The organism is Microcoleus sp. MON1_C1, from assembly GCF_036701945.1.
Lineage (GTDB): Bacteria > Cyanobacteriota > Cyanobacteriia > Cyanobacteriales > Microcoleaceae > Microcoleus.
In genome coordinates this window covers 15969-41592 of record NZ_JAUBRO010000045.1, presented here as the reverse complement: position 1 = coordinate 41592, position 25624 = coordinate 15969, and the positions used below count along the sequence as shown (strand labels likewise).

At 44.9% G+C, this 25624-nt stretch carries 21 protein-coding genes and 1 pseudogene; 12 read left to right on the top strand and 10 right to left on the bottom strand.

Annotation, left to right across the window (positions count from 1 at the left end):
• Position 1 precedes the first annotated feature (1 nt).
• Entirely contained in the window at positions 2-361 is a 360-nt protein-coding gene (locus tag QUA62_RS22455) for a Spx/MgsR family RNA polymerase-binding regulatory protein (RefSeq protein WP_333406817.1), read from the bottom strand.
• A 29-nt stretch (positions 362-390) separates the two neighbouring features.
• Positions 391-834, bottom strand: a complete 444-nt coding sequence (locus QUA62_RS22450; protein WP_333406815.1) for a DUF4332 domain-containing protein — start codon at positions 832-834, stop codon at positions 391-393.
• Positions 835-1229: 395 nt separating this feature from the next.
• Here QUA62_RS22450 and QUA62_RS22445 point away from each other — a divergent pair, with 395 nt between their 5' ends.
• The 8 genes and pseudogenes from QUA62_RS22445 to QUA62_RS22415 all read left to right on the top strand — a co-directional run bounded on the left by QUA62_RS22445 (position 1230) and on the right by QUA62_RS22415 (position 10625).
• Entirely contained in the window at positions 1230-2618 is a 1389-nt protein-coding gene (locus QUA62_RS22445) for an aminopeptidase P family protein (RefSeq protein ID WP_333406813.1), read from the top strand.
• A 182-nt stretch (positions 2619-2800) separates the two neighbouring features.
• Positions 2801-4357, top strand: coding sequence for an adenylate/guanylate cyclase domain-containing protein (locus tag QUA62_RS22440; RefSeq protein ID WP_445301699.1), 1557 nt, complete (start codon positions 2801-2803; stop codon positions 4355-4357).
• A gap of 215 nt (positions 4358-4572) precedes the next feature.
• Positions 4573-5556, top strand: a complete 984-nt coding sequence (locus tag QUA62_RS22435; RefSeq protein WP_190659127.1) for a GntR family transcriptional regulator — start codon at positions 4573-4575, stop codon at positions 5554-5556.
• Positions 5557-5683: 127 nt separating this feature from the next.
• Positions 5684-6358, top strand: a complete 675-nt coding sequence (locus QUA62_RS22430) for a nitroreductase family protein (RefSeq protein ID WP_333406809.1) — start codon at positions 5684-5686, stop codon at positions 6356-6358.
• Between the two features lie 159 nt (positions 6359-6517).
• Positions 6518-8407 carry a hypothetical protein gene (locus QUA62_RS22425; protein ID WP_333406807.1) on the top strand — a complete coding sequence of 630 codons (1890 nt, stop codon included), beginning with the start codon at positions 6518-6520 and terminating at the stop codon, positions 8405-8407.
• Positions 8408-8725: 318 nt separating this feature from the next.
• Positions 8726-8881 (top strand): annotated as a pseudogene (locus tag QUA62_RS29480) (AAA family ATPase); the annotation flags it as partial.
• A gap of 75 nt (positions 8882-8956) precedes the next feature.
• A complete protein-coding gene (locus tag QUA62_RS22420; protein WP_333406805.1) occupies positions 8957-9865 on the top strand; it encodes an ATP-binding protein in 909 nt (302 codons plus the stop codon).
• On the top strand, positions 9858-10625 hold the full coding sequence (locus tag QUA62_RS22415; protein WP_333406803.1) for a hypothetical protein: 768 nt from the start codon (positions 9858-9860) through the stop codon (positions 10623-10625). The genes QUA62_RS22420 and QUA62_RS22415 overlap by 8 nt, the downstream gene beginning before the upstream one ends.
• A 162-nt stretch (positions 10626-10787) precedes the next feature.
• Here the strand turns inward: QUA62_RS22415 and QUA62_RS22410 are convergent, their stop codons facing one another.
• The gene (locus QUA62_RS22410) at positions 10788-11567 is read right to left on the bottom strand and encodes an ABC transporter permease (RefSeq protein WP_006634775.1); all 780 of its coding nucleotides are present in this window, start codon (positions 11565-11567) and stop codon (positions 10788-10790) included.
• A 127-nt stretch (positions 11568-11694) separates the two neighbouring features.
• Between QUA62_RS22410 and QUA62_RS22405 the strand changes: the two genes are divergently transcribed.
• The 4 genes from QUA62_RS22405 (at position 11695) to QUA62_RS22390 (ending at position 16613) form a co-directional block, all read left to right on the top strand.
• Positions 11695-12852, top strand: coding sequence for a DegT/DnrJ/EryC1/StrS family aminotransferase (locus QUA62_RS22405; protein ID WP_333406801.1), 1158 nt, complete (start codon positions 11695-11697; stop codon positions 12850-12852).
• Positions 12853-13276: 424 nt separating this feature from the next.
• A complete protein-coding gene (locus QUA62_RS22400; RefSeq protein ID WP_333406799.1) occupies positions 13277-14953 on the top strand; it encodes an AarF/ABC1/UbiB kinase family protein in 1677 nt (558 codons plus the stop codon).
• A 148-nt stretch (positions 14954-15101) separates the two neighbouring features.
• Positions 15102-15476 carry a hypothetical protein gene (locus QUA62_RS22395; RefSeq protein WP_190659115.1) on the top strand — a complete coding sequence of 125 codons (375 nt, stop codon included), beginning with the start codon at positions 15102-15104 and terminating at the stop codon, positions 15474-15476.
• A gap of 186 nt (positions 15477-15662) precedes the next feature.
• Complete coding sequence (locus QUA62_RS22390) at positions 15663-16613, top strand: NAD-dependent epimerase/dehydratase family protein (RefSeq protein WP_333406797.1); 951 nt, start codon at positions 15663-15665, stop codon at positions 16611-16613.
• Positions 16614-16627: 14 nt separating this feature from the next.
• Here QUA62_RS22390 and QUA62_RS22385 read toward each other — a convergent pair whose 3' ends face one another.
• The 7 genes from QUA62_RS22385 to QUA62_RS22355 form a co-directional block, all read right to left on the bottom strand.
• Positions 16628-17650: an Npun_R2821/Npun_R2822 family protein gene (locus tag QUA62_RS22385; protein WP_333406795.1), complete on the bottom strand. Its 1023-nt coding sequence runs from the start codon at positions 17648-17650 to the stop codon at positions 16628-16630.
• Between the two features lie 225 nt (positions 17651-17875).
• A complete protein-coding gene (locus QUA62_RS22380; RefSeq protein ID WP_333406793.1) occupies positions 17876-18748 on the bottom strand; it encodes an Npun_R2821/Npun_R2822 family protein in 873 nt (290 codons plus the stop codon).
• On the bottom strand, positions 18745-19719 hold the full coding sequence (locus QUA62_RS22375; protein ID WP_333406791.1) for an Npun_R2821/Npun_R2822 family protein: 975 nt from the start codon (positions 19717-19719) through the stop codon (positions 18745-18747). The genes QUA62_RS22380 and QUA62_RS22375 overlap by 4 nt, the downstream gene beginning before the upstream one ends.
• A 113-nt stretch (positions 19720-19832) precedes the next feature.
• Positions 19833-20942: a formylglycine-generating enzyme family protein gene (locus tag QUA62_RS22370; protein ID WP_333406789.1), complete on the bottom strand. Its 1110-nt coding sequence runs from the start codon at positions 20940-20942 to the stop codon at positions 19833-19835.
• A complete protein-coding gene (locus QUA62_RS22365) occupies positions 20939-21904 on the bottom strand; it encodes a glycosyltransferase family 10 domain-containing protein (protein ID WP_333406787.1) in 966 nt (321 codons plus the stop codon). The genes QUA62_RS22370 and QUA62_RS22365 overlap by 4 nt, the downstream gene beginning before the upstream one ends.
• Positions 21905-22022: 118 nt before the next feature.
• On the bottom strand, positions 22023-23222 hold the full coding sequence (locus QUA62_RS22360) for a glycosyltransferase family 4 protein (protein WP_333406784.1): 1200 nt from the start codon (positions 23220-23222) through the stop codon (positions 22023-22025).
• Between the two features lie 325 nt (positions 23223-23547).
• Positions 23548-25551: an ABC transporter ATP-binding protein gene (locus QUA62_RS22355; protein ID WP_333406782.1), complete on the bottom strand. Its 2004-nt coding sequence runs from the start codon at positions 25549-25551 to the stop codon at positions 23548-23550.
• Between the last annotated feature and the right edge of the window lie 73 nt (positions 25552-25624).

Here is a 25624-nt window from a genome sequence, read left to right as displayed (position 1 = left end):
CTCAGCCCTTTGAAAGCCCCAATTTTTCTCTAAGTGCGTCTTCTTTGAAACCTACTAAAACAGCCGTTCCATCTTTAACGAAAAGAGGACGTTTCAGCAGCATCGCATCCTTAGCAAAAACCTCCACCCACTGTTCGCTCGTCCAATTTTTCTTGTCGTCGCCCAAAGCGCGGTAAGATTGACCGGAAGTATTTCGCATGGGTTGAAAACCCAAAGCAGCTACCCAGCTTTGAATTGTGGCGCGAGCCGGTGGCTGTTCTTTTGTGTTAATAAACTCGTAATTAACATCGCTATCTTTGAGCCACTGGAAAGCTTTTTTGCAGGTGCCGCAGTTCGGGATTCCGTAAACTTGAATTGACATAATAATGACTGTTGACTAATGACTAATGATTACTGACTACTGACTAATCTAGCTTGTTGAACCCATTTGTGCACGCGATCGACTGAAGGAGTCAAGTCATTGCGCTGCATTGTCGCTACGTGCAGCCTTAAAACTTGTTGGTGCAATCTCTCCACGGGCATTTGAGCCAATTGAGCCGGCGAAGCAACCCCGGCGTGAAGTAACAGCCCGCAATACTCACACCCTACACTCGGAATTCGAGCCAAATTTGCCATCGCTACCCATTTATTAACATATTGAATGTTAATCTGTAATTGATTGGCTAGCAACACTTTCGCCGCCTGCGTTTTGGTCATGCGAATTAGTTGCCCGGTTGTGGTGATGCTGCACTCTTCTAGTTGAGATTGGTTTTCCTTGCTCAATCCCGGTAAGTGTGCGATCGGCCAATCGCGGACTTGCGCTGAAGTTTGAGGAGCTTTGTGAGAAATTTTCATGTTTTTCAGTGAACTTTACTTATACTTTAAAGTCTAAAATATCAAACAGTCAATAGAGGCGATCGCTCACGTCACCCAATCAACAAAAACCAAATCGAGGAATTTGATTAATTGCAGGTGTTGTGACATTTCTGCTAATTGCTTGCAAAGTAGCACTTTCAGCCTGTTTTTCCTGTCTGTGGCTCAGGCTTACTGCTTAACCAAATCATCCCGGCGATGACGACAAAGACTATAAAAAAGACCGCCTATAAATGCTAGCAAAAAATCAGATAAAGATGAGAGTTTTCTCAAAAATGTCTGCCAAGTTGGCAGTCTGAATTTTAGTGCTTTAATGCCGAGAATGCAAAAACTTCCCGCTGATTGCCAACCCAACTCAAACTTATCAGTTTTTACCCATGAAAATTACAGAAGGTTATGATTTGTTAACTAATACTTTACAGCAACGGCGGCAAAAACTGGCCAGTTTAATTAATTTTCCGGTAATTCTCTGGTCTGGTCGCAGCATTCCTCGCAATTATCCGGCACTTACTTATCGCTTTCGTGCCAGCAGTCACTTTCTATATTTTGCTGGTTTGCCCTTAGAAAATGCTGCGATTCGCTTAGAATCGGGGAAATTAGAATTGTTCTTAGATGAGGCACCTGCTAGCAGCACGCTTTGGCACGGAGAAATGCCGAAAAGAGCAGAAATTGCCGAACTAATTGGGGCTGATGCTGCTTTTCCAATGGCCGAATTGAAAGCCCGAGCGACAAATGCAGCAACGATCGCCGTTCAGGATTCTTGGACTCAGTTGCAACAGTCTCAAATTATCGATCGCCCTCTTGCACCGCCCAACTCGCCAACCGGAATCGACCTAGAATTAACTCAGGCGATCGTATCTCTGCGCCTGAGCCACGATGCAGGCAGTTTGGCCGAATTGCGTCAAGCTGCGGCTGTTACTGTAGAAGCTCACAAAGCGGGGATGGCGGCAACTCGAAATGCTCAAATTGAAGCAGGGGTGCGCGCTGCAATGGAAAGTGTCATCATCTCCAAAAATATGACCTATGCCTATCCTAGTATCGTGACGGTGCATGGAGAAGTGCTGCACAGCGAACATTATCACAATTCCCTACAAACAGGAGATTTGCTGTTAGCAGATGTCGGTGCAGAAACATCAATGGGATGGGCGGCGGATGTGACTCGCACTTGGCCGATTTCTGGCAATTTTTCTCCGACTCAAAGAGCGATTTATGATGTAGTTTTGGCAGCGCACGATGCTTGTATTGAGAGAATTAGTCCTGGCGTGGAATATCAAGATATTCATCTATTAGCTGCTCGGATTATGGCGGAAGGGTTGGTTGATTTGGGCATTTTGCGCGGCAATGTTGAAGATTTGGTAGAAATGGACGCTCACGCGCTGTTTTTTGTTCACGGTATCGGACATCTAATTGGTTTGGATGTTCACGATATGGAAGATTTAGGAGATTTGGCTGGCTATCAAGAAGGAAGAACAAGAAGCAGTCGGTTTGGGTTGGGATTTTTGCGGTTGAATCGAGTTTTGCGTCCGGGAATGCTGGTATCGATCGAACCGGGATTTTATCAAGTTCCGGCAATTTTGAATAACTCTGAAAATCGTGCCAAATATAAAAATTTTGTTAAGTGGGACGAGTTGGAAAAATTCGCAGACGTGCGGGGAATCAGGATTGAAGATGATATACTTGTCCGCGAAGGGGGCACAGAAGTATTGACAGCGAAATTGCCAACAAAAGCTCTGGAGATTGAGGAGTTAGTTGCAGTAAGTGCATAAGTATTCATCGAATTAGATCGATCGCCCGCAGTTCCATCAAGTGTGAGAAAAGATAAAAAAATATGAATAAAGCTTGGCAAATAGGTCTTTTGATGCTAGTTGAAAGGCTGGCGACGCAAGTCCAAAAATTCGCAGCACTGAGACTTGCGCGCATTATTCGCAAACCTGTATCCCCGCCGCCGATGCAGGCTGCGCCTTTGCCCAGCAACGAAGAAGAGAGGCTAGAAGCACTTCACCGCTACGACATTCTAGATACAGAGGCCGAAGCAGCTTTTGATGACCTAACAGCTTTAGCATCCTATATTTGCGGCACTCCTATTGCTTTAGTAAGCTTAATAGATTCTAACAGACAGTGGTTTAAGTCAAAAGTCGGTCTGGAAGCGCCAGAAACTCCGAGAGAGTTAGCTTTTTGCGCCCACGCTATTTTAAATCCCAACGAATTGCTAGTTGTACCGAATGCTCTAGAAGACGATCGCTTTGCCGGCAATCCGTTAGTAACTTCCGATCCAAATATTCGATTTTATGCTGGAGCCCCGCTAGTAACTGCTGACGGTTTCCCTATAGGCACTTTGTGCGCGATAGATACAGTTCCTCGCAATCTCACCCCACAACAGCTAGAAGCGCTGCGGACTTTAGGACGGCAAATTATTAACCACATGGAGTTGCGAATAAATCTGACTAAATTAAAGCGCGCACAGATTAGGAACAAACAAGTAGAAGCAAAACTCCGTTCTACAGACGAGCAAATTGTCAATTTTTTAGAAGGAATGAGCGATGCTTTTTTTGCTTTAGACACCCAGTGGCGATTTACTTACGTCAATTACAAAGCAGGGCAATTTTGGCAGCGCTCCCCGGAAGAACTTTATGGTAAAAATTTTTGGGAAGAGTTTCCCGAATTAGTGAATTCTGATTTTTATGAAGAGTATCATGGAGCTGTCGCCAAACAAGTTGGTGTGGCTTTTGAACAATATTATCGTCCCTTGAAAGTGTGGGTGGAAGTCCGGGTTTTTCCTTCTCACGACGGCATTTCTGTGTTTTTTCACGACATAACCAAGCGCAGGCAGATAGAAGCTGCACTCAGGAAAGAACAGAAAAAAACTGAAAGGTTACTGCTAAATATTTTGCCCGCAGCGATCGCCGACAGGTTGAAGTACCAACCGGGGGTGATTGCTGACAAGTTTGAAAAAGCAACAATTCTTTTTGCTGACTTGGTGAATTTTACCCAAATTTCTACCACCATGTCTGCAACTAAATTAGTGTACTTGCTGAATGAAATTTTCTCAGCTTTTGACGAACTGAGTGAGAAGCACGGGTTAGAAAAAATCAAGACGATCGGGGACGCTTACATGGTAGCAGGCGGTATTCCCATTGAACGTCCAGACCACGCAGAGGCGATCGCCGAAATGGCGCTGGATATGCTAGCAGCAATTCAGGAATTAAATGTGAAGCTAGACGCGAAATTTGACCTCCGCATCGGGATTAATAGCGGCCCGGTGGTAGCGGGGGTAATCGGTACTAAAAAATTCATTTACGATTTGTGGGGAAATGCGGTGAATACAGCCAGCCGCATGGAATCTCACGGCATACCAGGTCGCATTCAAGTCAGCCACTATACTTATGAGTTGCTGCAGGATAAATATGAATTTGAAGATCGTGGCGAGATCGAGATTAAAGGTAAAGGGGAAATGCAAACTTATTTGCTGACGGGCCGGAAAATAGCAAGCGATCTCAAAATCTGAGAGTAAATAAAACTAAGACTTGACAGTACCTGATTGTTGAGGGAAACTCCCGAGGCTGCGATTAATCGCTTCTTCGGGCCGATCGTCCTGTGGCAGAACGGCTGCAGCAGATCGGCCAAATAAGATTATGCTATAGACAGAGATATCCGAGCAATCCTATGCGCGGTACTCAACGTTATAAAAATACTAAGTTGAAGTCGTGGGAGCCTTTAATAATGGTTCAATTTCATATTCAAACAGATAGCGATATTCCCGCATCCACCCAACTATTCAATCAAATCAGGTTTGCGATCGCCTCGCGACAATTTCCGCCCGGACACCGCTTGCCCAGCACCAGACAGCTAGCCATGCAGACGGGTTTGCACCGCAACACCATCAGCAAAGTATACCGCCAGCTCGAAAATACCGGACTCGTAGAAGCCCAAGCAGGATCGGGCATTTACGTCCGCGCCCTAGGCAACGAAGGTGGCAACAAACTCAAATCTCCGATCCTCGAAGAATATCCCCTGGCCAATAAAATAGTGCAAGGAAGTATCGATCAACTGCTGGGACAGGGCTGTACGCTCAACCAAGCGAGGGAATTACTTTTGGCGGAAATTGACTGGCGGCTCAGGTGCAGCGCCCGAGTGGTCGTCACAGCCCCCACAGAAGACATCGGCGTGGGTGAACTGATGGCGAAAGAACTCGAACAAGCTCTTCGCATTCCCATACAGTTAGTGCCGATGGAACAGCTAGGTACTTTTTTGGATCAAATCTCTTCGGGAACTGTGATTACGAGTCGATATTTTATCGGAGAAGCAGAATCGATTTCGGCACCGCGTTCTGTGCGAGTTATTCCCGTAGACATCTACGACTACAGCCAGGAAATCCAGCTAGTCGGGAGTTTGCCCAAAGACAGCTATTTGGGTCTCGTCAGCCTGAGTCCGGGAATGCTACGATCGACCGAAGTCATCATCCACAGCATCCGGGGAGAGGATTTGCTGGTGATGACGGCATTGCTGTCAGACGCCTACAAGATTAACTCGATCGTGCGATCGGCCAGAACAATTTTTTGCGACCAACCGAGTTTTGCTACAGTAAAAGCTGCCATCAATGCGGCTAGAGAAGATATTATTCGTCCCCCGCAACTGATATGCTCCGAAAATTACATCGGATCTAAGTCAATTAATTTGCTCAAGCGCGAGTTGGGCTTGGGGTGAAGAAGGAAGAGGGAAGAGGAAAGAAGGAAGAAGAAAGAAAACAATCCAACTTTTTTCAGTTACCAATCCCAATGCCCAATGCCCAATGCCCAATGCCCAATGCCCAATCCCCAATTACCAATTACCCATGACAATTGAAATCCAACCTTCAATTAATGTTAAAACCGCGATCGAAAGCCGCCGCGCCGCCCGCAGCTTCAAACCCGATCCGATTCCCCCAGCAATATTGGCAGAGATTTTGCGATTGGGAGTGCGATCGCCCTCTGGTTACAATTTGCAGCCTTGGCGGTTTATCGTACTTCAAGACCCAGCCAGCAAAGAAAAATTAAAAGCTTGCGCCTTCGATCAGCGCCAAGTGGTAGAAGCCCCAGTAGTATTAATCTGTTGTGGCGATCGACGCGCCGCCGGGTCCGAAAACACCGAAGCCGTCATCGAATTGGGCAAAACCACAGGCGCAATGAATGACAATTTAGCCGGTTATATGCGCCAAGCAATCCCGCAATTGTTCGAGCACCGTCCCTGCTTCGACTCCCTAGAAGCTTGGACAAACAGACATACAATGCTCGCAGTAGCCCACTTAATGATTGCAGCTAAAAGTTTTGGGGTAGACAGTTGTCCCATGGAAGGTTTTGTCAGCGCTAAGGTGAAAGAAGCCTTTCAAATTCCCGAAGAAGTAGATGTTTGCTGTTTGCTGCCACTTGGTTATGCAGCAGAACCTTTCAAACAATATGGCGGACGTTTTGACGTGACTCAAGTTTATTACAGCGAAAGTTATGGGCAGGCTTTGCAAGCTGAGATTTGAGAGTTAAGATTTTGTTGCAACTTGAATTTTAAGAGTTAAGATTTGGAATGAATCGGTGCCAAAGTTCAAACCAATCAAAAATCCCGACAGTTCTGCAATCTAAAATCTAAAATTCACAATCTAAAATCGAAAGTGGTGAGATCGGACAGAGGAGAAAATATGACAGTAGCAACGCGACAAAGCAACGCACAAATTCTAGAAGTAAAGTTGCAGCAGCACTTGCAAGCAGCCGGATTTAAAAAATTACCCCTTTATATTAGTTGCGATTTTCGAGATGAATCTTTAACGGTTGTGGGAGAACACCCGCGCAGTTTAGTTCTCAAAGCCAAACCGACTTTTGCGGTGCTAGAAGCAGCAATTCTCGAAATAGAACCAGAATCTATTCAACAGATTGGACTTTGCCTAAAAATTACCGGGCAAAAACAGCCTTATGCTTTCCATTCTTTTACCATGCACAACCCTGTTTTGTCAAGACCCAAAACAGTGCAGGTGTTCAAAAAAACAGAGAATACTCCCGCAGAAGAAACCGGGATAGTCTTAACAGAAAATGCGGCCCAGACGGCGGATTTAGAGGAGGAGATACCGTTAGAAACGGATGGGAAAGATGCGTGGGATGAAGAATATTTCCCCAATTTGTCTGAGAGTTCCAGCAATTCCGAGCCGATCGCCTTTAAGGTAGCTGCAATACCGGTAGATATTGCCGACAATCCCTTCAATCCGCTGGATATGGAAGCGGTAACAGTTGCCCAAAAACCCAAGCATTCACCGTTTGCGATGCTGGCTGCAGCAGGAATGGTCAGCATGGCGGCGCTAATTTTGGCAGGCGGTTATTATATGCTGAGCCGCCCCTGCGTCATCGGAGAATGTACTGCATTAGCTGATGCCAAACAGTTGAGCGAGAATTCGACGAAGACTCTGAAAACGTCAAAAGTTGCCAACAGCCCCCAAGAATCGCAGCGACAGTTAAAACAGGCGATCGCCCTTTTGGAACCGATTCCCTCCTGGTCAATTCATCGCGGTGAAGCTCAAAGCGCCCTGGAAAACTACCGGAAGCAAAATCAGAATTTAAACTCTGCGATCGATGCAGCGCGCCTCGCACAGTCAGCAGCCCAGAAAACCCAAAATCCGCCTTATTCTGCCGAGGACGGCCAGGAAGCGCAAGCTCTGTGGCAAAGTGCGATCGCCGAACTCGCAGAAATCCCCCCGGACAGCCCAGCTTATCCATTTGCTCAGAAAAAGTCAAAAGAATACCGGAAAAATTTAGCAACTGGAAATCGGCAGTTAAGCACAGAGAAACAAGCCGAAAAAACGCTGCTCGCCGCCAAAAGCACAGCCCAAATAGCAGAAGCTCGCGAAGCAGTAGCTCACACAGCCGAGACTTGGGATCAAGTGCAATCAGGTTGGGAAGAAGCCCTAGACATCCTATCAACAATTCCCACGAGCACGACATCTTACCAACAAGCTAAACTGCTAGTTCCCAAATACGAAACCAAACTTTCAGAAGCTCGCGAGCGCAAAAATGTCGAAGGAATTTCCGAAAATGCGTATACTCAAGCTGTGACTTTAGCAGCGGAAGCTCAAATTTTTGAAGGCAAAAACGCCTGGTTTAAAGCATCTGAATACTGGCGGAGAGCTTTGAGTTACGCGGAGCAAGTGCCGGCGGCAACTTCCTATTCTCAGAAAGCCCAACCGCTGATCGCTTCCTACAAAACTTCCTTGCAGCAAGCAGAAGTAAGGTTGCAGGAAGAAAGAAACCTGCAAAAAGCCCGCACCGATTTAGATAGAACTTGTAAAGGCAACCCCAAGATTTGCGACTATACTGTTAGCAAAGATTTGATTGCGGTGCAGATGACTCCAGGTTACGTGCAGAAACTGCAACAAACTTTCATCCAAGCGAACAACAACAATGCTACTAAGACTCGTCAAGCTGTAGAAAAGCACGTTCAAACATTGCAAAAAGCTTTGGAGGCGATCGCCGAAAACGCCAAAATCCCGATGCAGGTGTACGATGGCGAAGGCCAGCGAATTGGGAGTCACGAACCGAAGTAGCGCGTTAAAGTGCGTTGAAGTGCGATCGTCCTATTTTTATCCTTGGCCTTGTTCGCTGTTTTAGTCCTCGACGCACGGATGGCCAGAAACCGGGTTTTTTAAGCAAAATACCTCATTGCAGCCCGCACCCAAGGTAAAAAACCTGGTTTCTTGAGCCGGAGTGCGATCGCCAAGTGCCCTCTATACGTAGGGTGCGCCGGGCCGCGCACCTTACCGCTATAAGTAGCGTGTGAAACCACTTTTTGAGTAAGTCCTGACTTCGTTAACACAGACTACGAACTCGGCAATCAAACTGTATAAAAGGATGTTAGCAATCAAATGCTAGAAAAGGTCAAACTTCATAACTTCAAAAGTCATAAAGATACAGAACTTAGTTTAGATAGTTCACGGCTACACGCACTGGTAGGACAAAACAGTTCGGGTAAAACATCAGTTTTGCAAGCATTGCATTATCTCAGTCGGCTTGCTAATTACGATAATTCATCATTTGCACATATTTTTCAGTATGAAAGAGCCCCGGAATTTCTTACAACAAGTGGAGAAAAGAATATGTCTGTTACTGGCAGAGGTTTCTGGGGATATCTTAATCAAAGAAAGTGGGAAGCTTCCTATCACTGGCAACAACGGTTTAATCCTCCTTGGTTCCCGAAGGCATCATGGAAAGTCGATCAAGAAGGGAGTTTAGAAGGATGGAAAAGCTCGTTGAGCAATGCTCCAGATCCCATACCCCAATCTTTGAGATACTCAGTTCACCTGAAGCTAGTAGCTACTAACCTTGCTAAAGCAGCTTACAGTGATGCAATTACACCGCGAGTTGAGTTCGATGGTTCGGGGTTAGCACCTACCTTAGACTATCTTCGTGACGAAGCTCCAGATAAATTTCAATCTTTAGAGAAAATGTTGAAACGGATTGTACCAGGTGTACGGGAGGTAGGGGTAAGGCGAGCTAAAGTTATGGTCAATCGCCAACGCTTAATCGAAGTCGATGGCAAATCTATCTCCTACGAAGAAAGTCAGGAAATTGTAGGAAAAGAAGTTGTCCTAGACATGAATACTGGTAAGCGTATACCAGCCCATGCCATTAGCGAAGGAACAATGCTCGCTCTCGGATTACTGACTGTTTTGATGAATCCCAATCAACCTAATTTAGTGTTACTAGATGATGTTGAACAGGGACTCCATCCCAAAGCGCAACGAGAATTAATCGCTGTTTTCAAGGAAATTCTTCAAGACAACCCCAATCTGCAAATTATTTTTTCTACCCATTCTCCTTACATTGTGGATGAACTTATTCCTTCTCAAGTCCACGTATTAAGTAACAACAATGCAGGTGTGACTCGTTGCAAACGCTTGGATGAACATCCTGATGTCGAATGGGCAAAACAAACTTTAACCACCGGAGAATTCTGGGATGCAGAGGGAGAAGATTGGGTGGTTGCAGGAGAAATAAATGATTGAGTTTGTGGTGATTGTGGAGAGTAGCGCAGATGCACGAACCGCTACTAAATTAGCCGATCGCCTTTTAGTGGATAAAATTGATTGGTTAGAACCTGAGATGCTGCAACATCTATTTCAATGGAGTGGTTTAGAAGCTGGCACAGAGAATTCTTGCTGGAAAAATATCGATGATATAACTAAACGTTTTTCCGAGAAATTTAAATTCCCCACCATCAGATCAAATGGAAGGTTTAAAAGTGATGGTCAATCAGCTAATAAAATTATGACGTTAATCAGCTTTCTACAACACAAACAAAAGAGAGATATTAAAGCCGTTATTTTTATGCGTGATTTAGACAGTCAACCTGAGCGAAGAAAACATATCGAGCAAGCACGTTTAGAACAGATCGATCGACAACCTAAATTAGCAGTTATTATTGGTACACCCGACAGAATGCGGGAAGCTTGGGTTTTGAATGGGTTTATTCCATCTAATCAACAGGAAAAACAAATTCTTCAAGAGATAATGACCGAATTGACGTTTAATCCTTGCGAGGAGTCACACAGACTACGCTCTAACTCATTGACAGAACCCGATCGCATTAGAAATCCTAAAGTTGTTGTCGAAAAGCTAACAGGTGGCAAAATGGAACGCGAACAACAGTGCTGGGAAGAGACGAGTCTGGAACTTCTACGAAAAAACGGTGTTCATACAGGCTTAACAGCCTATATTGATGAAATCGAGGAACGATTAATTCCAATCATTGGATCTGCTGAGTAAGATCAGCCCGATATTCCCTAAACCTGTCCCGACCGGATCTTGTGGTCGATAAAGTCACGGGCGGGGCGGGTTTATGATATTTATCATTTGTATGGGAGACATTGGTGAACCCGCCACTACGGTAATCATAATCAATTTACATCTACAATGACCAATGCCCAATTACCATTTTATCAATTGTGCATCTTGATTGAAAAACTTCCGGGACAATCCCTCAGTCAACAGTAGAGTTGCGATTACAGTTGCCAGCGCTAACACAAACATAATTAAAATCTGGTAAGATGCTGCATCAAGAGGACTGACACCGCTCAGCATTTGACCGGTCATCATTCCGGGTAAAGTCACGATTCCTACGACCGTCATTGTATTTAAGAGCGGGATTAATCCAGCTTTGATGGCATCTTTGCGGTACTGTTTTACTGCTTGCTGCGGCGTCGAACCTAAACTTAAATGGGTTTCTATTTCTAACTGGCTGCTATTAACTGTACTGACAAGTCTTTCGCCGGCGATCGCCCCGGAGTTCATGGCATTGCCCAAAATCATACCCGCTAAGGGAATCAGGTATTGCGGTTCGTACCAAGGGTCAGGTTGCAAAATTAGCAAGTTTGTATAGGCGAGAGTCAAGGCCGTACTGATAAAAATTGAACCCCAAACTAAGGGCAGTAAGTTCTTGATTTTTTTGCTGATGCGGTTGCTGGCAACCATACTAGCTGTTGTCAGCATGATTGCTAAAACTGCTAAAACCAGCCAAGGATTTTTTCCCTCGGGGTCAAATACGACTGCGAGCACGTATCCGACTAAGATTAGCTGGATCAGGGTGCGCCCCGCCGCGATCGCGATCGCCCCCTCCAGCCCCAATCCCTGCCACGCCGAAAGCCCGATCGCGATCGCCACCATCCCCAAAGCCCAACCCAAATCTGTAAAATCTAGCTCAATTAACACCGGCCCACCCTTTCGATAATGTGATTGTTTGCCTGTCCAAATATAAGATATTGCAATAAAGGTTTCTGAGAAACAGTTTTGCTGCAAGAATTTGCTTTGATAATGCTTGAAATTTATGGTGTGAAGAGTGAATAATGTTCCCCCCCTCGACTTAACCCGCCAATACGCGCAGATTGGCGACGAGATAACCGCTGCGGTGCAAAAAGTGCTTGCCTCTGGCGGCTACGTAGGCGGCCCGGCCGTGAAGAGTTTTGAACGAGAGTTCGCCGACTACACTGGAGTTTCCGAGTGCGTTGGCTGTAACTCTGGCACGGATGCGCTGATTTTGGCATTGCGAGCTCTCAAAATTGGCCCCGGCGATGAAGTGATTACCACTCCTTTTACCTTTTTTGCTTCGGCTGAGACAATTAGCGCCGTCGGCGCAACTCCCGTGTTTGTCGATATTGACAGCGGGACTTTTAATATGGATGTCGAACTCCTCGAAGCGGCAATTACCGACAAAACCAAGGCAATTATGCCAGTGCACATCTTCGGCCAACCGGTAGACATGACTCGGTTGATGGAAATTGCGACTCGACACAACTTAGCCGTAATTGAAGATTGCGCCCAGTCTGTCGGGGCCGAGTGGCAGTCTCGAAAAGTCGGCAGCATCGGCCATGTCGGCTGCTTCAGTTTTTATCCGACCAAAAACTTAGGCGCTTGCGGTGACGGTGGCGCGGTGACGACAAACGATCCTGCCCTCGCAGCTTCGATGCGAGTGCTCAAAGAACACGGACAGTCTTCTAGATATTTCTACGAAGAAATCGGGTACAACAGCCGTTTAGATGCCCTGCAAGCGGTGATCCTCAGCATTAAATTGCGGTATCTCGACAGTTGGAACGCGCAGCGGCAGGAGAAAGCGGCACTTTACAGCGAATTTCTCTCCCGCGTGCCCGGAGTTGCCGTCCCCAAAGAATTGCCGGAAGCAAAAGGAGTTTGGAATCAATACACGATCCGGCTGACAAGTGCAGAAGAGGCGCAAAATCCCTCTGGCGATTTTCGAGATTGGATGCGGGCTCAGTTGCAGGAATGCGGCATCGGTTCGATGGTTTACTATCCGTTACCTTTGCACCTGCAACCTGTTTACAAATCTTTGGGTTATCAAGCAGGTCAGTTGCCAAAGGCTGAGCAAGTTTGTCGCGAAGTCTTATCTTTGCCGATGTTTCCGGAACTGTCGAGGGATCAACAAGAGCGGACGATTTATGGGCTGAAAGATTGCTTGGCAAAGGCCGATCGCATCCGGTAGCTTGGGCGCGATGGCATAAGCGAGCGAAACGCAGCAGGAGAAAAGAATTGCAGGGTGGCAGTGTTGTGAGAATGTGCAGCGGTCAGGGAGAGCCGTTAAGTATTTTGACCGATCACTTGTACTTTTATGTACTATATTTAATGAAAAGAAACAAATTTAGGCTAGCAATCCGCCTCGAACGGGTGCATTTTCCGCTCGCCTAAACCTTGCAATGCGATCGGTCAATGATGAAGAAGGAAGAAGGAAGAGGGAAGAGGGAAGAACGAAGAAGGAAGAACGAAGAACGAAGACTAAATAATATTTGAACTTTCGACTTTCCATCCCCGATGCCCGATGCCTGATACCTAATGCCCGATGCCCGATGGCCGATGCCCAATTCTCAATTTAACCTGTAATTTTCAGAAGATAAGAGGAAAATAAACGAGTGCCTCAGTATCAATTCACTCAGGCTAGACGCTACGATCCACAAGCGATCGCTCAGTATTACCGCAACCGTCCTTGGAAAGCAATTTGGCGCGCAATTACCGTTATTTGGTCTTTTGCGGGCTTCGTTCTGGGGATGCTGTGGGACAGTTGGCAGCACGAAGTCGCAGCACACCAGCCGGAACGGGCCGCCCACCTGCGACAAATACTCACTCGCTTGGGCCCCACTTTCATTAAAGTCGGCCAAGCCCTTTCTACCAGGCCGGATTTGATCCGCAAAGACTTTCTCGAAGAATTGATCAAACTTCAGGATCAATTGCCGCCGTTTGACTCCGTGCGCGCTTTCGAGATTATTGAAGCGGAACTCGATCGCAAAATTAGCGAAACCTACAGCGAAATCTCTCCCGAACCTGTCGCCGCGGCAAGTCTCGGTCAAGTCTACCGAGCTCGCCTCCTCACCGGGGAAGCAGTAGCAGTCAAGGTTCAGCGACCGAATTTGCTGCCAGTTTTGAGCCTGGATCTTTATTTAATGCGCTGGGCCGCTGGATGGTTGGGCCCCTTGTTGCCGCTGAATCTCGGTCACGACCTTTGTTTAATAGTCGATGAATTCGGTATCAAATTGTTCGAGGAAATTGATTATCTCAATGAAGGACGGAACGCCGAGAAATTTGCTACAAATTTTGCCGACGACCCGACAGTAAAAGTTCCGAGCATTTACTGGCGCTATACTTCCAACTGCGTTCTCACTCTCGAATGGATTGAGGGCATCAAGCTGACAGATATAGAACGTGTTAAAGCCGCAGGTTTGGATACCGATAGTTTAATTGAAGTCGGAGTTCGCAGCGGTTTGCGACAGTTGCTGGAACACGGATTTTTTCACGCTGACCCCCATCCGGGAAATCTGTTTGCCTTAGCGGATGGCCGCATGGCTTACATTGATTTTGGGATGATGGATCAGATGGAAGAAACAACTAAAGAAACTTTGGTTGATTCTATCGTTCATTTGATCAACAAAGATTACTTAGAGTTAGCTAAGGATTTTGTCAAACTGGGCTTTTTGACACCAGATACAGATATTATGCCGATCATCCCGGCGTTGGAATCTGTATTAGGTGATATCGTCGGCGAAAAGGTGTCAGATTTTAACTTCAAGACGATTACAGACCAGTTTTCGGAGTTGATGTACGATTATCCTTTCCGGGTGCCGGCGAAATTTGCCTTAATTATTCGCTCTCTGGTGACAGAAGAAGGTTTGGCCCTGACGCTGAATCCCAATTTTAAGATAGTCGAGGTGGCGTATCCTTATGTAGCGCGACGTTTGTTGAACGGAGAATCTCCGGCTCTGCGGCGGCGTCTGATTGAGGTATTATTCAAGGATGGCAAATTCCAGTGGAACAGGTTGGAGGACATGATCGCGATCGCCCGATCCGATCGTAGTTTTGACTTGCTACCCACAGCACAACTAGGCTTGCAATTTTTGCTGTCAGAGGAAGGGTCGTTTTTGAGACGCCAGCTAATGTTAGCTTTGATTGAGGACGATCGCCTCCACACCGAAGAAGTTCGCAGCCTGTGGAACTTAGTCAAGGAAGATTTGCAGCCCAGTCGCCTGTTCAACGTTGCTCTAGGCGCTTTGACGGAGTTTTCCACAGCAGGAGCAGCGGCGCTAACTCGGTTTTAATTAGAAGGAAGAAGGAAGAGGGAAGAAGGAAGAAGGAAGAGGGAAGAAGAAAGAAAAATAATTCTACTTTTACCGATTCCCAATTCCCAATTCTCAATTACTCACTCCCAATTCCCAATTCTCAATTACCCAAATTAAGGAATTATTCGTGTATTATTTTCCAGAACCTCCCTATTTTTTAATGTCGGCTGGACTGCTAGCAGGTATCGCCTCCGGTGTAGCATTTGAAGCAACTCTCAAACAATCCGTACAACTGTGGTCTAAAAATCGTTCTACTAGCACTTTGGCTAACCTGCAAGGGCTGCCATTGCAGATGCCTTTTCTGGGAATGGCGGGCGGTATTTGCGTATTTTTAGCTTCGGGGATGGAGATTTTTGGCTTCCCAAAACTACTTTCTTATGCCCTAGCTTTGCCACTGACGCTACTCACGGGCTGGCTAGTTTGGACTCAGCTAGGTAAGCTTTTGATCGAGTTAGAACGCGGAGGTTCCCAAGCGCTGGATCTGGATTCTTTTGAACAATGAAAGTTAACTATCAACCTCTTTTTATCAGAAGGAAGGGGGTTGATAGTTCTCTAAGATTATCCTATTTGATGCTTTTTGAACCGCAGAGAACGCAGAGAACGAAGAGGAAGAGAAAGAAAAAGAAGACAACTTATGCAATAATTTGTGTAAAATTTTTAAAATCTAAAATCTAAAATCTAAAATCGAATGAGTATTTTACTTGTTACGGGTGCGGCGGGATTTATTGGATCTAACTTAGTAGAAACTCTTTTAAATCGAGGCGAGACGGTGATCGGTGTTGATGAGTTCAACGATTATTACGATCCGGATCTCAAGCGCAAGAATATTGCACGATTTGAAAAGTATCCGGGTTTTGAATTGGTGGAAGGCGATATTTTGTCTCAAAATTGGCGATCGCTTTTATCCGATGTTAAGGTAATATTTCATCAGGCGGCGCAAGCAGGAGTTCGTGCTAGCTGGGGCGACGGTTTTCGCAGCTATACCGAACGCAATATTAACAGCACTCAAGTATTGTTAGAAGCGGCAAAAGATGCGCCAAGATTGCAAAAGTTTGTCTATGCTTCTTCTTCTTCAATTTACGGCAATGCTGAATCTTTTCCCACGAATGAAAATGCTTGTCCGCAGCCGGTTTCTCCCTACGGAATTACGAAATTAGCCGGTGAACGTTTGTGCGGGCTTTATTACAAAAATTTTGGCCTTCCTACTACTTCGCTGCGCTATTTTACTGTTTACGGGCCGAGACAGCGCCCCGATATGGCTTTTCACAAGTTTTTTAAGTCAATTTTGTTTGATGAGGCGATTTCAATTTTCGGCGACGGATTGCAAACGCGGGATTTTACGTTTATCAGCGATTGCGTTGCGGCGAATTTAGCGGCGGCTGAGGTTCCGGAAGCTGCGGGGGAAGTTTTTAATATTGGTGGGGGAAGTCGGGTAGTTTTAAAAGAAGTTATTGATACAATAGAGAGAATTGTCGATCGACCTATTCGGATAGATTTTACTGAAGCTGCGAGGGGAGACGCGCGGCACACTAGCGCGGATGTGTCTAAAGCCAAGAAAATCTTAGGTTATCAGCCGCTGGTTGCTTTAGAAGAAGGTTTAAGGCACGAATGGGAGTGGATTCAGTCTTTGTACAGTTAGAGTACAGTTAGATGCTATCTATCCCAGAAATTCCGCAACTTAAATTGAACATTGTTAACTTTTTGAATTCCCCAACTTTTGAGATTTCTCTGCAAGCGAACCAACCAATTTGGAGGTGCGAGTTTTGGTCGTGTTTGCGGCGAATTCAAATAGCGGTAGTGCAGAAATACCTCTCGGTACGGAATCTCAACATCTTCGCCAGCACACAATTGAGTAAACTTTGCAGCCGAAATACTCATGTAGTGCAAGTAAGTCAGCCGCCGGCCTTTGTCATATAGAACATAATCTATCACCTCAAATTGAGAAGACCAATGATTTCCCGTTACGAGTGCAGGTTGATGATAAGCAAAGTTATAAAAAGAGATAGCGCTGCGGGCGACTAAATAGTTAAATAAAGGTTGGTCAGTTCCCCGCAAAGACAAAATTTCTGCTTCTCCCGAAGTTAATTTATCTAAAAGTTGGCTTGAGTTATTTCGATTTAAAATACCTTTTTTTGAAGCAAACCAACCAGCACAAAAAATATGAGATTCCAGTTTGCCACGATTGAAAATTTCTGCGAGTTTTGGGGATGATGAATCAAATACATAATTGATGTCAGATTTGTATTGAAAATCGTTGGCTACCCAATCAAACTCATCAAGTTTTTGATAGATATAATCCAGAGAACCCATCAACAGAGTGTCGCAGTCAAAATAGACAAATTTGTCAAAATGGCCGTCAAAACAGCAAAATTTTCGGTGCATTCCCAAACCATGAACTTGCCCCCAACCTTTAGCTTGCCAAACTTGTTGAGCCTTGCGGTGAGATGTCCAAGCTTGAGTCGCAAAGTTTTCCCAAAAATCGATGGAATCGGTATTGTCAAACAGTGTGACATTGTGTAGGAGCGAAATGTGCGATCGCACTTTTTTCAAGTTATCATCATAGGGAATGATGCAAACAGGAATATTTTTTGCCCCATTGACTTCGAGACTGTTCAATAAAGCGACTAAGTGGTCAAAAACAACATCATTTGCCAGAATATAAATGCCATCAGCCATAGTTTTTAGTTAATAAGTAACCCAGTGCATATACATTACTTTTTAGGTGCGGGCAAGATGCCCACACCACAAGAAATAAAATTTATTGATTGTGGAACAGGCAAGATGCCTGTTTTTCAAAGCTTGTTGGGTTTCAAAAATACAACAAAATTTATGAAGTGTGGAACAGGCATCTTGCCTGTTATTCAAAGCTTTTTGATAATGATACAACATATAATTTTATCCTCACCTACTGAAAACCCGAAATATCTTTTGCACTAAATTGGGTTTTTCCTCGTTGAGATAACGATAATGTTTCCAAAGTTTCCAATAAGGACTACCCGATTTAATCGGTATTCCAGCCCAGTGAAGATATTTCAACCTTTTGCCTTTGTCATAAAGAACATAATCTATTTCCTGAAAATGCTTGGAACCAGCCCAGCTTCCCGGTTCGGTTGCTGAATCTTTAACAAGATTGCAGCGTTTGGAAATCAATTTAAGAATGATATAATTTAGTATAGGTTGGTCGGTGACATTTTGAGTAAAATCAAAATATTCTCGATGCTGCGAACATTCTCGCAAAATCTCATACATTTGCGATTCTGTAATAGTTCCTTTTCTGGAGGCCCAAAAACCGCTGTTGAATACATCTTGAAGCTGTGAGTCAGTAAAGATATTTTGTTCTTTTACAAGTGGTGAAAATACATTTCGCAGTTTTTCGCTGAGGTGGTGGTAGTCGCAGCAAAAAAAGTCTACTTCTGATAGTTTGTCGAGGTTGGCTGCGATGTCTTCAAAGACGATGATATCGGTATCGATGTACAGAAATTCGTCAAGGGGACCAAACCAGGCGGCGAGTTTTCGCATTTTGTTGGGGAGGGCTAAAAAGTTGCGATCGAACATTTGGCCAATTTCCCTGGTAAACTGTTCGACAAACTCCAGATTTGGGAACAATCGCACCCCGTGGAGACGGCTGAGGGCGGCTGCGACTTGCTGATAATTGTCGTCGAAGGGAATCAGAAAAACAGGTACTTGACAATTGTACAGACGTATGCTGTTTAAAAGGGCGATCGCACTTTCGATCACTTTATCATTCGCAACAATATAAATACCGCGACTCATACATTTATCCTCAACCTTCTCAATACCCTTTTTAACAAATTCGGCGCAGAAACCTCAGTATAAGACTTTGGCGGTTTGGCAAAAACCGGACGCTTGGACGGTTCGCGGAGATAGCGGTAATGCAGGAACAAATCGCGATAGGGAAACTCAATATTTTCGCCTGCACAAACTCTCCGAATTAAATCCGGCGCCACACCAATATAATGAATGTAAGTAAGTCGGTTTCCCTTGTCGTACAAAATGTTATCTTGCTCTTCAAAATGTTTGGAAGTGACGCTGCACCCAGTTTTTTCGCCATCCGGGAGGCTATAAGCAAAATTATAGCTATTCATCCCCGTTTTCATCACCATATAATTGAGCAACGGCTGTTCTCCCGCACCTTCATAGAGAATTTCCGCCTCGCCCGAGTGCAGTTTAGCTAACAGCCATTGTCTAGTATTTAGCTCAAAAAATCCTTGCTTGCTGGCGTAAAATCCAGAACAAAATATTTCCGAGTCAATCCGATTTTGCTCAAAAATTTCGAGCAGTTTGGGTGACTGAATATTGTATACTTTAGTTGGGTCGCGAAATTGAAAATCATAAACCACAAAATCCGATTCCTCTAACTTCTGAAAAACCGCATCCAGGGAATTCATCACCAAAGTATCGGCATCCATGTAGATAAATTTGTCAAACGGGCCGTCGAAAGCGCAAAAGCGCCGGTGTGCGCCGTAAAGCCGGAATTTTTTGCGGTTCAAACGCTCGGGTGCGGCTGCTTGCATGAATTTATCCCATCGCTGAATAGATGCGCTATCTTCATAAATAAAGATGTTGGGACGGTTGACAATTTCAGCTTGGATTTGCTGTATTTGGTCGTCGAAAGGATAAATGCAGACAGGAGTATTTGAGCCTAAGATAACTTCAATACTGTTAAGCAAGGCAATTAGTTGGTCGTAAACTGTATCGTTGGCTAGGGTGCAAATTCCATCCATATCTATAGTCTCGCGAAGGCGGACTTTGTTTGTGTTGTTGCGGTTTCAACCGCCGAATCATTTAAAGGGTAAAAGGGTAGAGAAGGGCGATCGGGGGAAAACGAGGATAAAGGCTATACCGACGCTACCGCTACGCGAAAACCTATGCCCCAGTACCTGTTGCTCAGCAAGTTCCTGTTGCGGTTGGCACTGCGGCAATTGACCGCATTGCTGTTCCACGAACCTCCACGTCGCACTCGGTAATCATGTGAGCCAGTTTCCCAGGAACTTCCGTCATTAGGTGCGCCGTTATAGTTATAGTGCCAGCGATCGCTGCACCATTCCCAAACCTGACCGTGCATATCGTACAGTCCAAAGGCATTGGCAGGAAAACTCCCCATAGTCGTTGTTTCTTCACGGTAAAGTCCTTTGGATACCGAAGCGTATGGATAGTTTCCGTTATAGTTGACTAAATCCGGGGTAATGGTTTCCCCAAAATGAAATGGCCCTGTCGTACCCGCACGACAAGCATATTCCCATTCTGCCTCGCTCAGGAGGCGATACTTTTTCCCGGTTTTTTGCGAGAGTTGAGTACAGAATTCGACTGCATTTTGCCACGATACATTTTCTACAGGACGTTTTTCACATTGAAACCATGATGGATTATTTCCCATCACTGCTTCCCATACCTCCTGAGTGATGGGGTATTTGCCTGCATAAAAAAAAGGTACTGTTACTCGATGCTCCGGACTTTCGCTCTTATCTCGATCTTTCTCTGTTGCCGGGGAACCCATCATAAATGTGCCGCCGGGAATATAAACCATTTCTAGCAAAACTCCATTTCCTAAGTCTTCGGAGAAGAAGCAAGCAGAGGAAGTATGACGACTGTTTTCTTTTCCTTCAGCATTAACTGTGATCACGTCAAACTCAAAGGTAGGAAAAGATTTTTGTAACTTGTGTAACTGCTGCTTTATATTTGGTTCATCTTTCTCCTTCAGCAGCGAATAGGCGGCAAACTTCACCTGCATGGATTCATCTTCCAGTACCCCAATGATTAAATCTAAGCCAGCTTCTCCATATTTCAGTGCTTCAGACAGTGCAGCAATTTTCACCTCGACAATCGGTGAAGCAAAACGACTCTTAACACCGGGAATCCCGCCTAAAACGGCTGCACCCAATGGCGCTTGAGATTCACCGCCCTTGACGGCATCGTATTCTCTGGGTTGATTTTGGTTTTCTGTCATGGCGCTATTTCATAAGATACAAAGTTAGACAGCCAATTGAGCAAGTTCAATTCGTGGAGAATGATTTGTCTAGCTTCAGCAATTTTTTCCCTGGCTTCATGCCAATAATCCGGCGTAGCCAAAACCTCTTTAATAAATTCTACTCCTTTCTCATCCAAACTCGGCAGCCTCAGAAAACTCCCCGCCGGCAACAACTTATCGGCCGCCGAACCGCCGTAATAAATTGGCAAACACCAAGCTAACAAAGCATCCCAAAGCTTCTCGCTGACATACCAATCGTTTTCGGCATAATTTTCAATAGCTAAGTTGTAATAGTATGGTGCGACAGCGTGCCATTTATTGTTCATAGTGCCGTTCCCGCGCGCCCAAGTTGGCAAGTTTCGCCCGTAAAGGTCAAAATCCAATTCTTGTTTTTGCAGCAATTTGATAAAGTCTAATCGGCGTCGGTGATTGGCGCTGCGGCTAACACCTGAAGTAATCCAAGAACAGGATTTAGTTTTCGGCGGCGCAGGCATTTCATCGAGTTCTCGAAACGAGTTAGAGTAATACCAAATCGCGGGCATATAATCGGGTTTTGGTGCGAAATCGTCGGGTCCGGAAACGTAATCGCAATAAAGTTTTGCTTGGTCGTAGTTGGCTTTGGTAATTTCAATAACTTCTGGTAATGGCGGCTCGCGGATTAGGTAAATTATGCGTTCTTTCGGGACACCGCGCAATTTTTCTCGAATGTCTTTTTCGGGATTTTGGGGGCTTGGACGGCGGATTTTGTCGATCCAGGATTGCTGTTTGGAAGGTTTGGGAAAGTCGAATTGATACATGAGTAAAAAGTCTGGTTCGGGGTGATTTGCTAGCATTTGAATGTTGCCCCATTTGCCGAAGTTGTGGGGGGTTTGTTGCCACAGCCAGTCGCTTTGACTCATGCCTGGGTAGGTGGTGATTGTGCCGATGATTTTTTGGTTCATATCTAATAATAAATCTGGTTTTCGCGTGTGGGCGGGGCGGGTTTATGAGATTATTAATTTTAGGCGATAATTGTTAGTAAAAATCGCCCCGGAGGTTTTTCAAATTATCGGATGAGTATTAATGAATGATTTGCGATCGCACTTGGTCATCCACATAACTTAAAATTCTCTCTATCCTATTTTCCCACGAAAATTGCTTGACAAACTCCCTTGTTTCTGCATAGCCTTCGCTTTTCCTCGGATATTTGGTTAAACAATCTCGAATGCTTTGCGCGAAATGGTGCGGGTTATCCGGTTCGCACCAAGTTGCTGCTATATTTCCCGATTTAAATTCCATTAAAGAGGCAATCTCCGTCGCAACAATCGGAGTTCCCGATGCCATGTAATCAAAGAATTTTAAAGGAGATGTGAAGGTCGCGGCCTCTGTCAAACAGTGCGGGTGAGTCAAAACATCGGCTGCTTGCAGCAAGCTAGCCAGTTGATTTTGAGGCAGGTAGCCGAGAAATTTAATGTTGTTAACTTGCTTGGATTTGGCTAATTGCTGGTATGCTGTTACTTGGGATGAATCACCGCCCGCGATCGCAAATTGAACCAGCGGCAATTCCTTAGCCGCATCCACCAACATATCAACACCTTTAAACGGGTAAAGTCCCCCTGCATAAACTGCTAAATGCCGTCTGTCATCTTCTAATAATTGCTGTCGCCAATTCTGGGCAGCTTCTGTTTGTCGGGCGAGAAACAAATGGTTAAAACCGTTGTGCAGCGTAATTACTTTTTCCGGCGGCATTCCATTCAAAATCATGCTGTCTCGGACAGTATCTGCAACAGTTACAGCAATTTGAAACAGAGGATTGCGGACAATTTCTGGTTCAAAATTTTTGTCTTCGTGGTGGTGCTGTTCGTAGATAGCGGGAATACTGTTTTTAATGGCAGCTTTGACAAAGTTCCAGTCGCGGGTGTGGACAATGTTAGTGGATTTAAGCAGGTGAATCGGTAAGTAGTATTTTGATACTATTGTACTCGCACTCGTCCACTTGTTATCCCAAAGGTCGATCGGCCACGGCATGGGCAAATCTGCTACTTTTAATTTATCTTGAATATTGTAAATTTTGGCAAGTTTGTCATCTGGTTTCCTCGGTTGAAAAGGAAAAAGCAAATCAACCGGATTCAAAGCACTCCAGCCTTTGCGGAGGTATACCAAAACTGCTGGATAACCGAGGTTTGCTGCGGCATTGGCAGAGTGTGCAACTTGAACTAAGCTCGCGATATTGGGTTGCGGTAAGATATTTCTGGTAAAAAATACATAATATTTAGACATCGTTATTGCTAGTTGGTAATTGGTAAGGGGAGGCAGAGCCTCCACATACAGCATATTCCAGGTTCATGAAGTACAGATATTGTGTGGTTCGTGTTCTCTCCGGGTGCGTCGCTGTAAAATGTTCAAGAGAACTTGCAGATTGACGGGTGGCGACGCACCTTACTTACTACAAGATTGTGTGTACCACATATACATGGAATATGCTGTATGTATTCCTAGGCGGACGCTGGGAACAAAGGTAAATCAACCCGACATGATATGACTTATGGCTCCTTCTTCCTAAATTCTTACTTCTTCCTTGTTCCTCCTTCCTTCTTCCTTCTGACTACTTTTTAACAGCCTGACGCTTAATAGTCTTTTCTATAAATTCTAAAGTAGTGAAAATATTAGCAGCAGAGTGAAATGATTCTCGGATTAACTCGTCTCTTTCTTCGGGAGAGTCTACCATTTCATCTACTAGCAATTTGAGGTAAGCTATCATGGGAGTCAGGCGAGTGCGAATTTCGTAAGAACCTCTAATTAGAGCTTCATCGCGAGCGGTTTCTTCGGCAAATTGCACTGAATACAAGCGAGTGTAGTAACCTCCTTTTGCTAGTAATTCTTCGTGGGAACCCATTTCTACTACTTGTCCGTGATCGATCACGGCGATTTTGTTGGCTTTTTGGACTGTGGAGAGGCGGTGGGCGATGACTAAGGTTGTGCGATCGCAACTCAATTTCTCGATCGCCGCTTGCACGTACCTTTCCGAAACCGTATCCAGCGAACTCGTTGCCTCATCTAAAATTAAGATTTCCGGGTTTTGCAGCAGGGCTCTAGCAATTGAAATTCTCTGACGCTGCCCTCCCGATAAAATCACGCCCCGATCGCCAATTTGAGTATCCAACCCCTCCGGCAACAGTTGGATAAACTCATAAGCATTCGCTCCCTTCGCCGCTTCCACAATTTCTTCCTCAGTCGCTTGAGGCCTAGCGTAAGCAATATTTTCGCGAACTGAAGCATTAAACAAAAACGTATCTTGGCTAACAATACCCATCGCTTGTCTGAGACTTTTCAGCTCAAATTCGCGCAAATCCCTGCCATCGAGCGAGATATGACCTTCAGTAGGATCGTAAAATCTCGGCAGTAAATCTGCCAAAGTTGACTTGCCAGAACCCGAAGTTCCTACCAAAGCCAAAGTAGTGCCGTGAGGTAGGAATAAATCAACTCCTTGAAGAACTAAATTTTTGTGCTGGGGATAACTAAAAGATATTTTATTAAAATGAATTCCCGATTTCAACTGAGTGTAAGGCACAGAACCGTTCAACATAAATGGCTTGTCCTGGCAGCTCAAAAAATCATTAACCACCTCTACACTAGCCGACGTATTCGCAAATTGACTGCGCCCGCTATTCAACTGAGAAATTAAAGGAATTAGCCGAAAAAGTACCAATAAATAGGTTAATAAAATTGTAGAAATAGACTCTATCTCATTCGCAAATATTGTGCGACCTATAAATACAATCAAAATTATAACTATCAAATTAACAACTTCGTTAATTGGGGCGATCGCCGCATAATTTACCTGAGCCTGAAAATCCGCTTGTTCTCGCCTTTGAATTAAATGCTTGATCCGCTGATACTCCCTTTCCTCGTTCCCCGTTGACTTGACCAGCCGAATCCCAGTAATCGTTTCCAGCACCCTAACCGAATAATCTTTCGACATTTCAGAAAGCAGGTAGCCAAAATGCTTGGAACGGTTAATAATATATTGATTTGTCCAAGCAACTAACGCCAGCAAAACTGTAGCTGTCACCGTCAGTTTCCACGAGATAGAAAGCAGCAGACCCACAAACACCAAAACAGTGATTGAGGTAGTAAACATTCCGATCGCCGTGCCAACTGCACTAGCAGTCCGACCAATCTCTCCCCCCAATCTATTAATTAAATCCCCAACTTTAGTTTTAGAGTAAAAATCTAAATCTACTTCTAACAACAACCGCAAACCTGCTTCTCGCAAATCAAAAGTCAGAGAGCGCGTCAGAGAAGTAGCTACTAAAGTATTGATATAACTGGCAACATTTTTTAAAAAAATTGCCAGAACAATCGCCCCGGTCATCAACATTAAGCGCTGATTTTCCGGCAGTCCCTCAAAGGGATACATCAAAGTTTTAATTAGAGGTGGAGCGCCGCGCAGCTCGATAACTTCCTCTAAAAAACTTAAAAGCACTGGTACAATCAGAGTAGTGCTGATACCGTTAAATAAAGCACCAGAAAAGCCCAGCATCACAGTTAAGAGAATCCTACCGGGATATCGTCTGGCAAATTTTAGGAGTAGCTTATTGGCAGACATGAAGCATTCCCAGCTAAACAGTACGACATCTCAAAATATTCTTTAATGACAGCCAGTTTTTCTTCCTCCATTG

Bases quoted from the DNA above. Each gene is read 5' to 3' on its own strand.
- QUA62_RS22370 (WP_333406789.1), bottom strand. From the start codon at position 20,942: ATGACAGAAAACCAAAATCAACCCAGAGAATACGATGCCGTCAAGGGC.
- QUA62_RS22455 (WP_333406817.1), bottom strand. From the start codon at position 361: ATGTCAATTCAAGTTTACGGAATCCCGAACTGCGGCACCTGCAAAAAA.
- QUA62_RS22365 (WP_333406787.1), bottom strand. From the start codon at position 21,904: ATGAACCAAAAAATCATCGGCACAATCACCACCTACCCAGGCATGAGT.
- QUA62_RS22355 (WP_333406782.1), bottom strand. From the start codon at position 25,551: ATGTCTGCCAATAAGCTACTCCTAAAATTTGCCAGACGATATCCCGGT.
- QUA62_RS22390 (WP_333406797.1), top strand. From the start codon at position 15,663: ATGAGTATTTTACTTGTTACGGGTGCGGCGGGATTTATTGGATCTAAC.
- QUA62_RS22430 (WP_333406809.1), top strand. From the start codon at position 5,684: ATGACAATTGAAATCCAACCTTCAATTAATGTTAAAACCGCGATCGAA.
- QUA62_RS22435 (WP_190659127.1), top strand. From the start codon at position 4,573: ATGGTTCAATTTCATATTCAAACAGATAGCGATATTCCCGCATCCACC.
- QUA62_RS22445 (WP_333406813.1), top strand. From the start codon at position 1,230: ATGAAAATTACAGAAGGTTATGATTTGTTAACTAATACTTTACAGCAA.
- QUA62_RS22375 (WP_333406791.1), bottom strand. From the start codon at position 19,719: ATGGATGGAATTTGCACCCTAGCCAACGATACAGTTTACGACCAACTA.
- QUA62_RS22415 (WP_333406803.1), top strand. From the start codon at position 9,858: ATGATTGAGTTTGTGGTGATTGTGGAGAGTAGCGCAGATGCACGAACC.
- QUA62_RS22450 (WP_333406815.1), bottom strand. From the start codon at position 834: ATGAAAATTTCTCACAAAGCTCCTCAAACTTCAGCGCAAGTCCGCGAT.
- QUA62_RS22360 (WP_333406784.1), bottom strand. From the start codon at position 23,222: ATGTCTAAATATTATGTATTTTTTACCAGAAATATCTTACCGCAACCC.
- QUA62_RS22425 (WP_333406807.1), top strand. From the start codon at position 6,518: ATGACAGTAGCAACGCGACAAAGCAACGCACAAATTCTAGAAGTAAAG.
- QUA62_RS22440 (WP_445301699.1), top strand. From the start codon at position 2,801: ATGCAGGCTGCGCCTTTGCCCAGCAACGAAGAAGAGAGGCTAGAAGCA.
- QUA62_RS22420 (WP_333406805.1), top strand. From the start codon at position 8,957: ATGTCTGTTACTGGCAGAGGTTTCTGGGGATATCTTAATCAAAGAAAG.
- QUA62_RS22380 (WP_333406793.1), bottom strand. From the start codon at position 18,748: ATGAGTCGCGGTATTTATATTGTTGCGAATGATAAAGTGATCGAAAGT.
- QUA62_RS22385 (WP_333406795.1), bottom strand. From the start codon at position 17,650: ATGGCTGATGGCATTTATATTCTGGCAAATGATGTTGTTTTTGACCAC.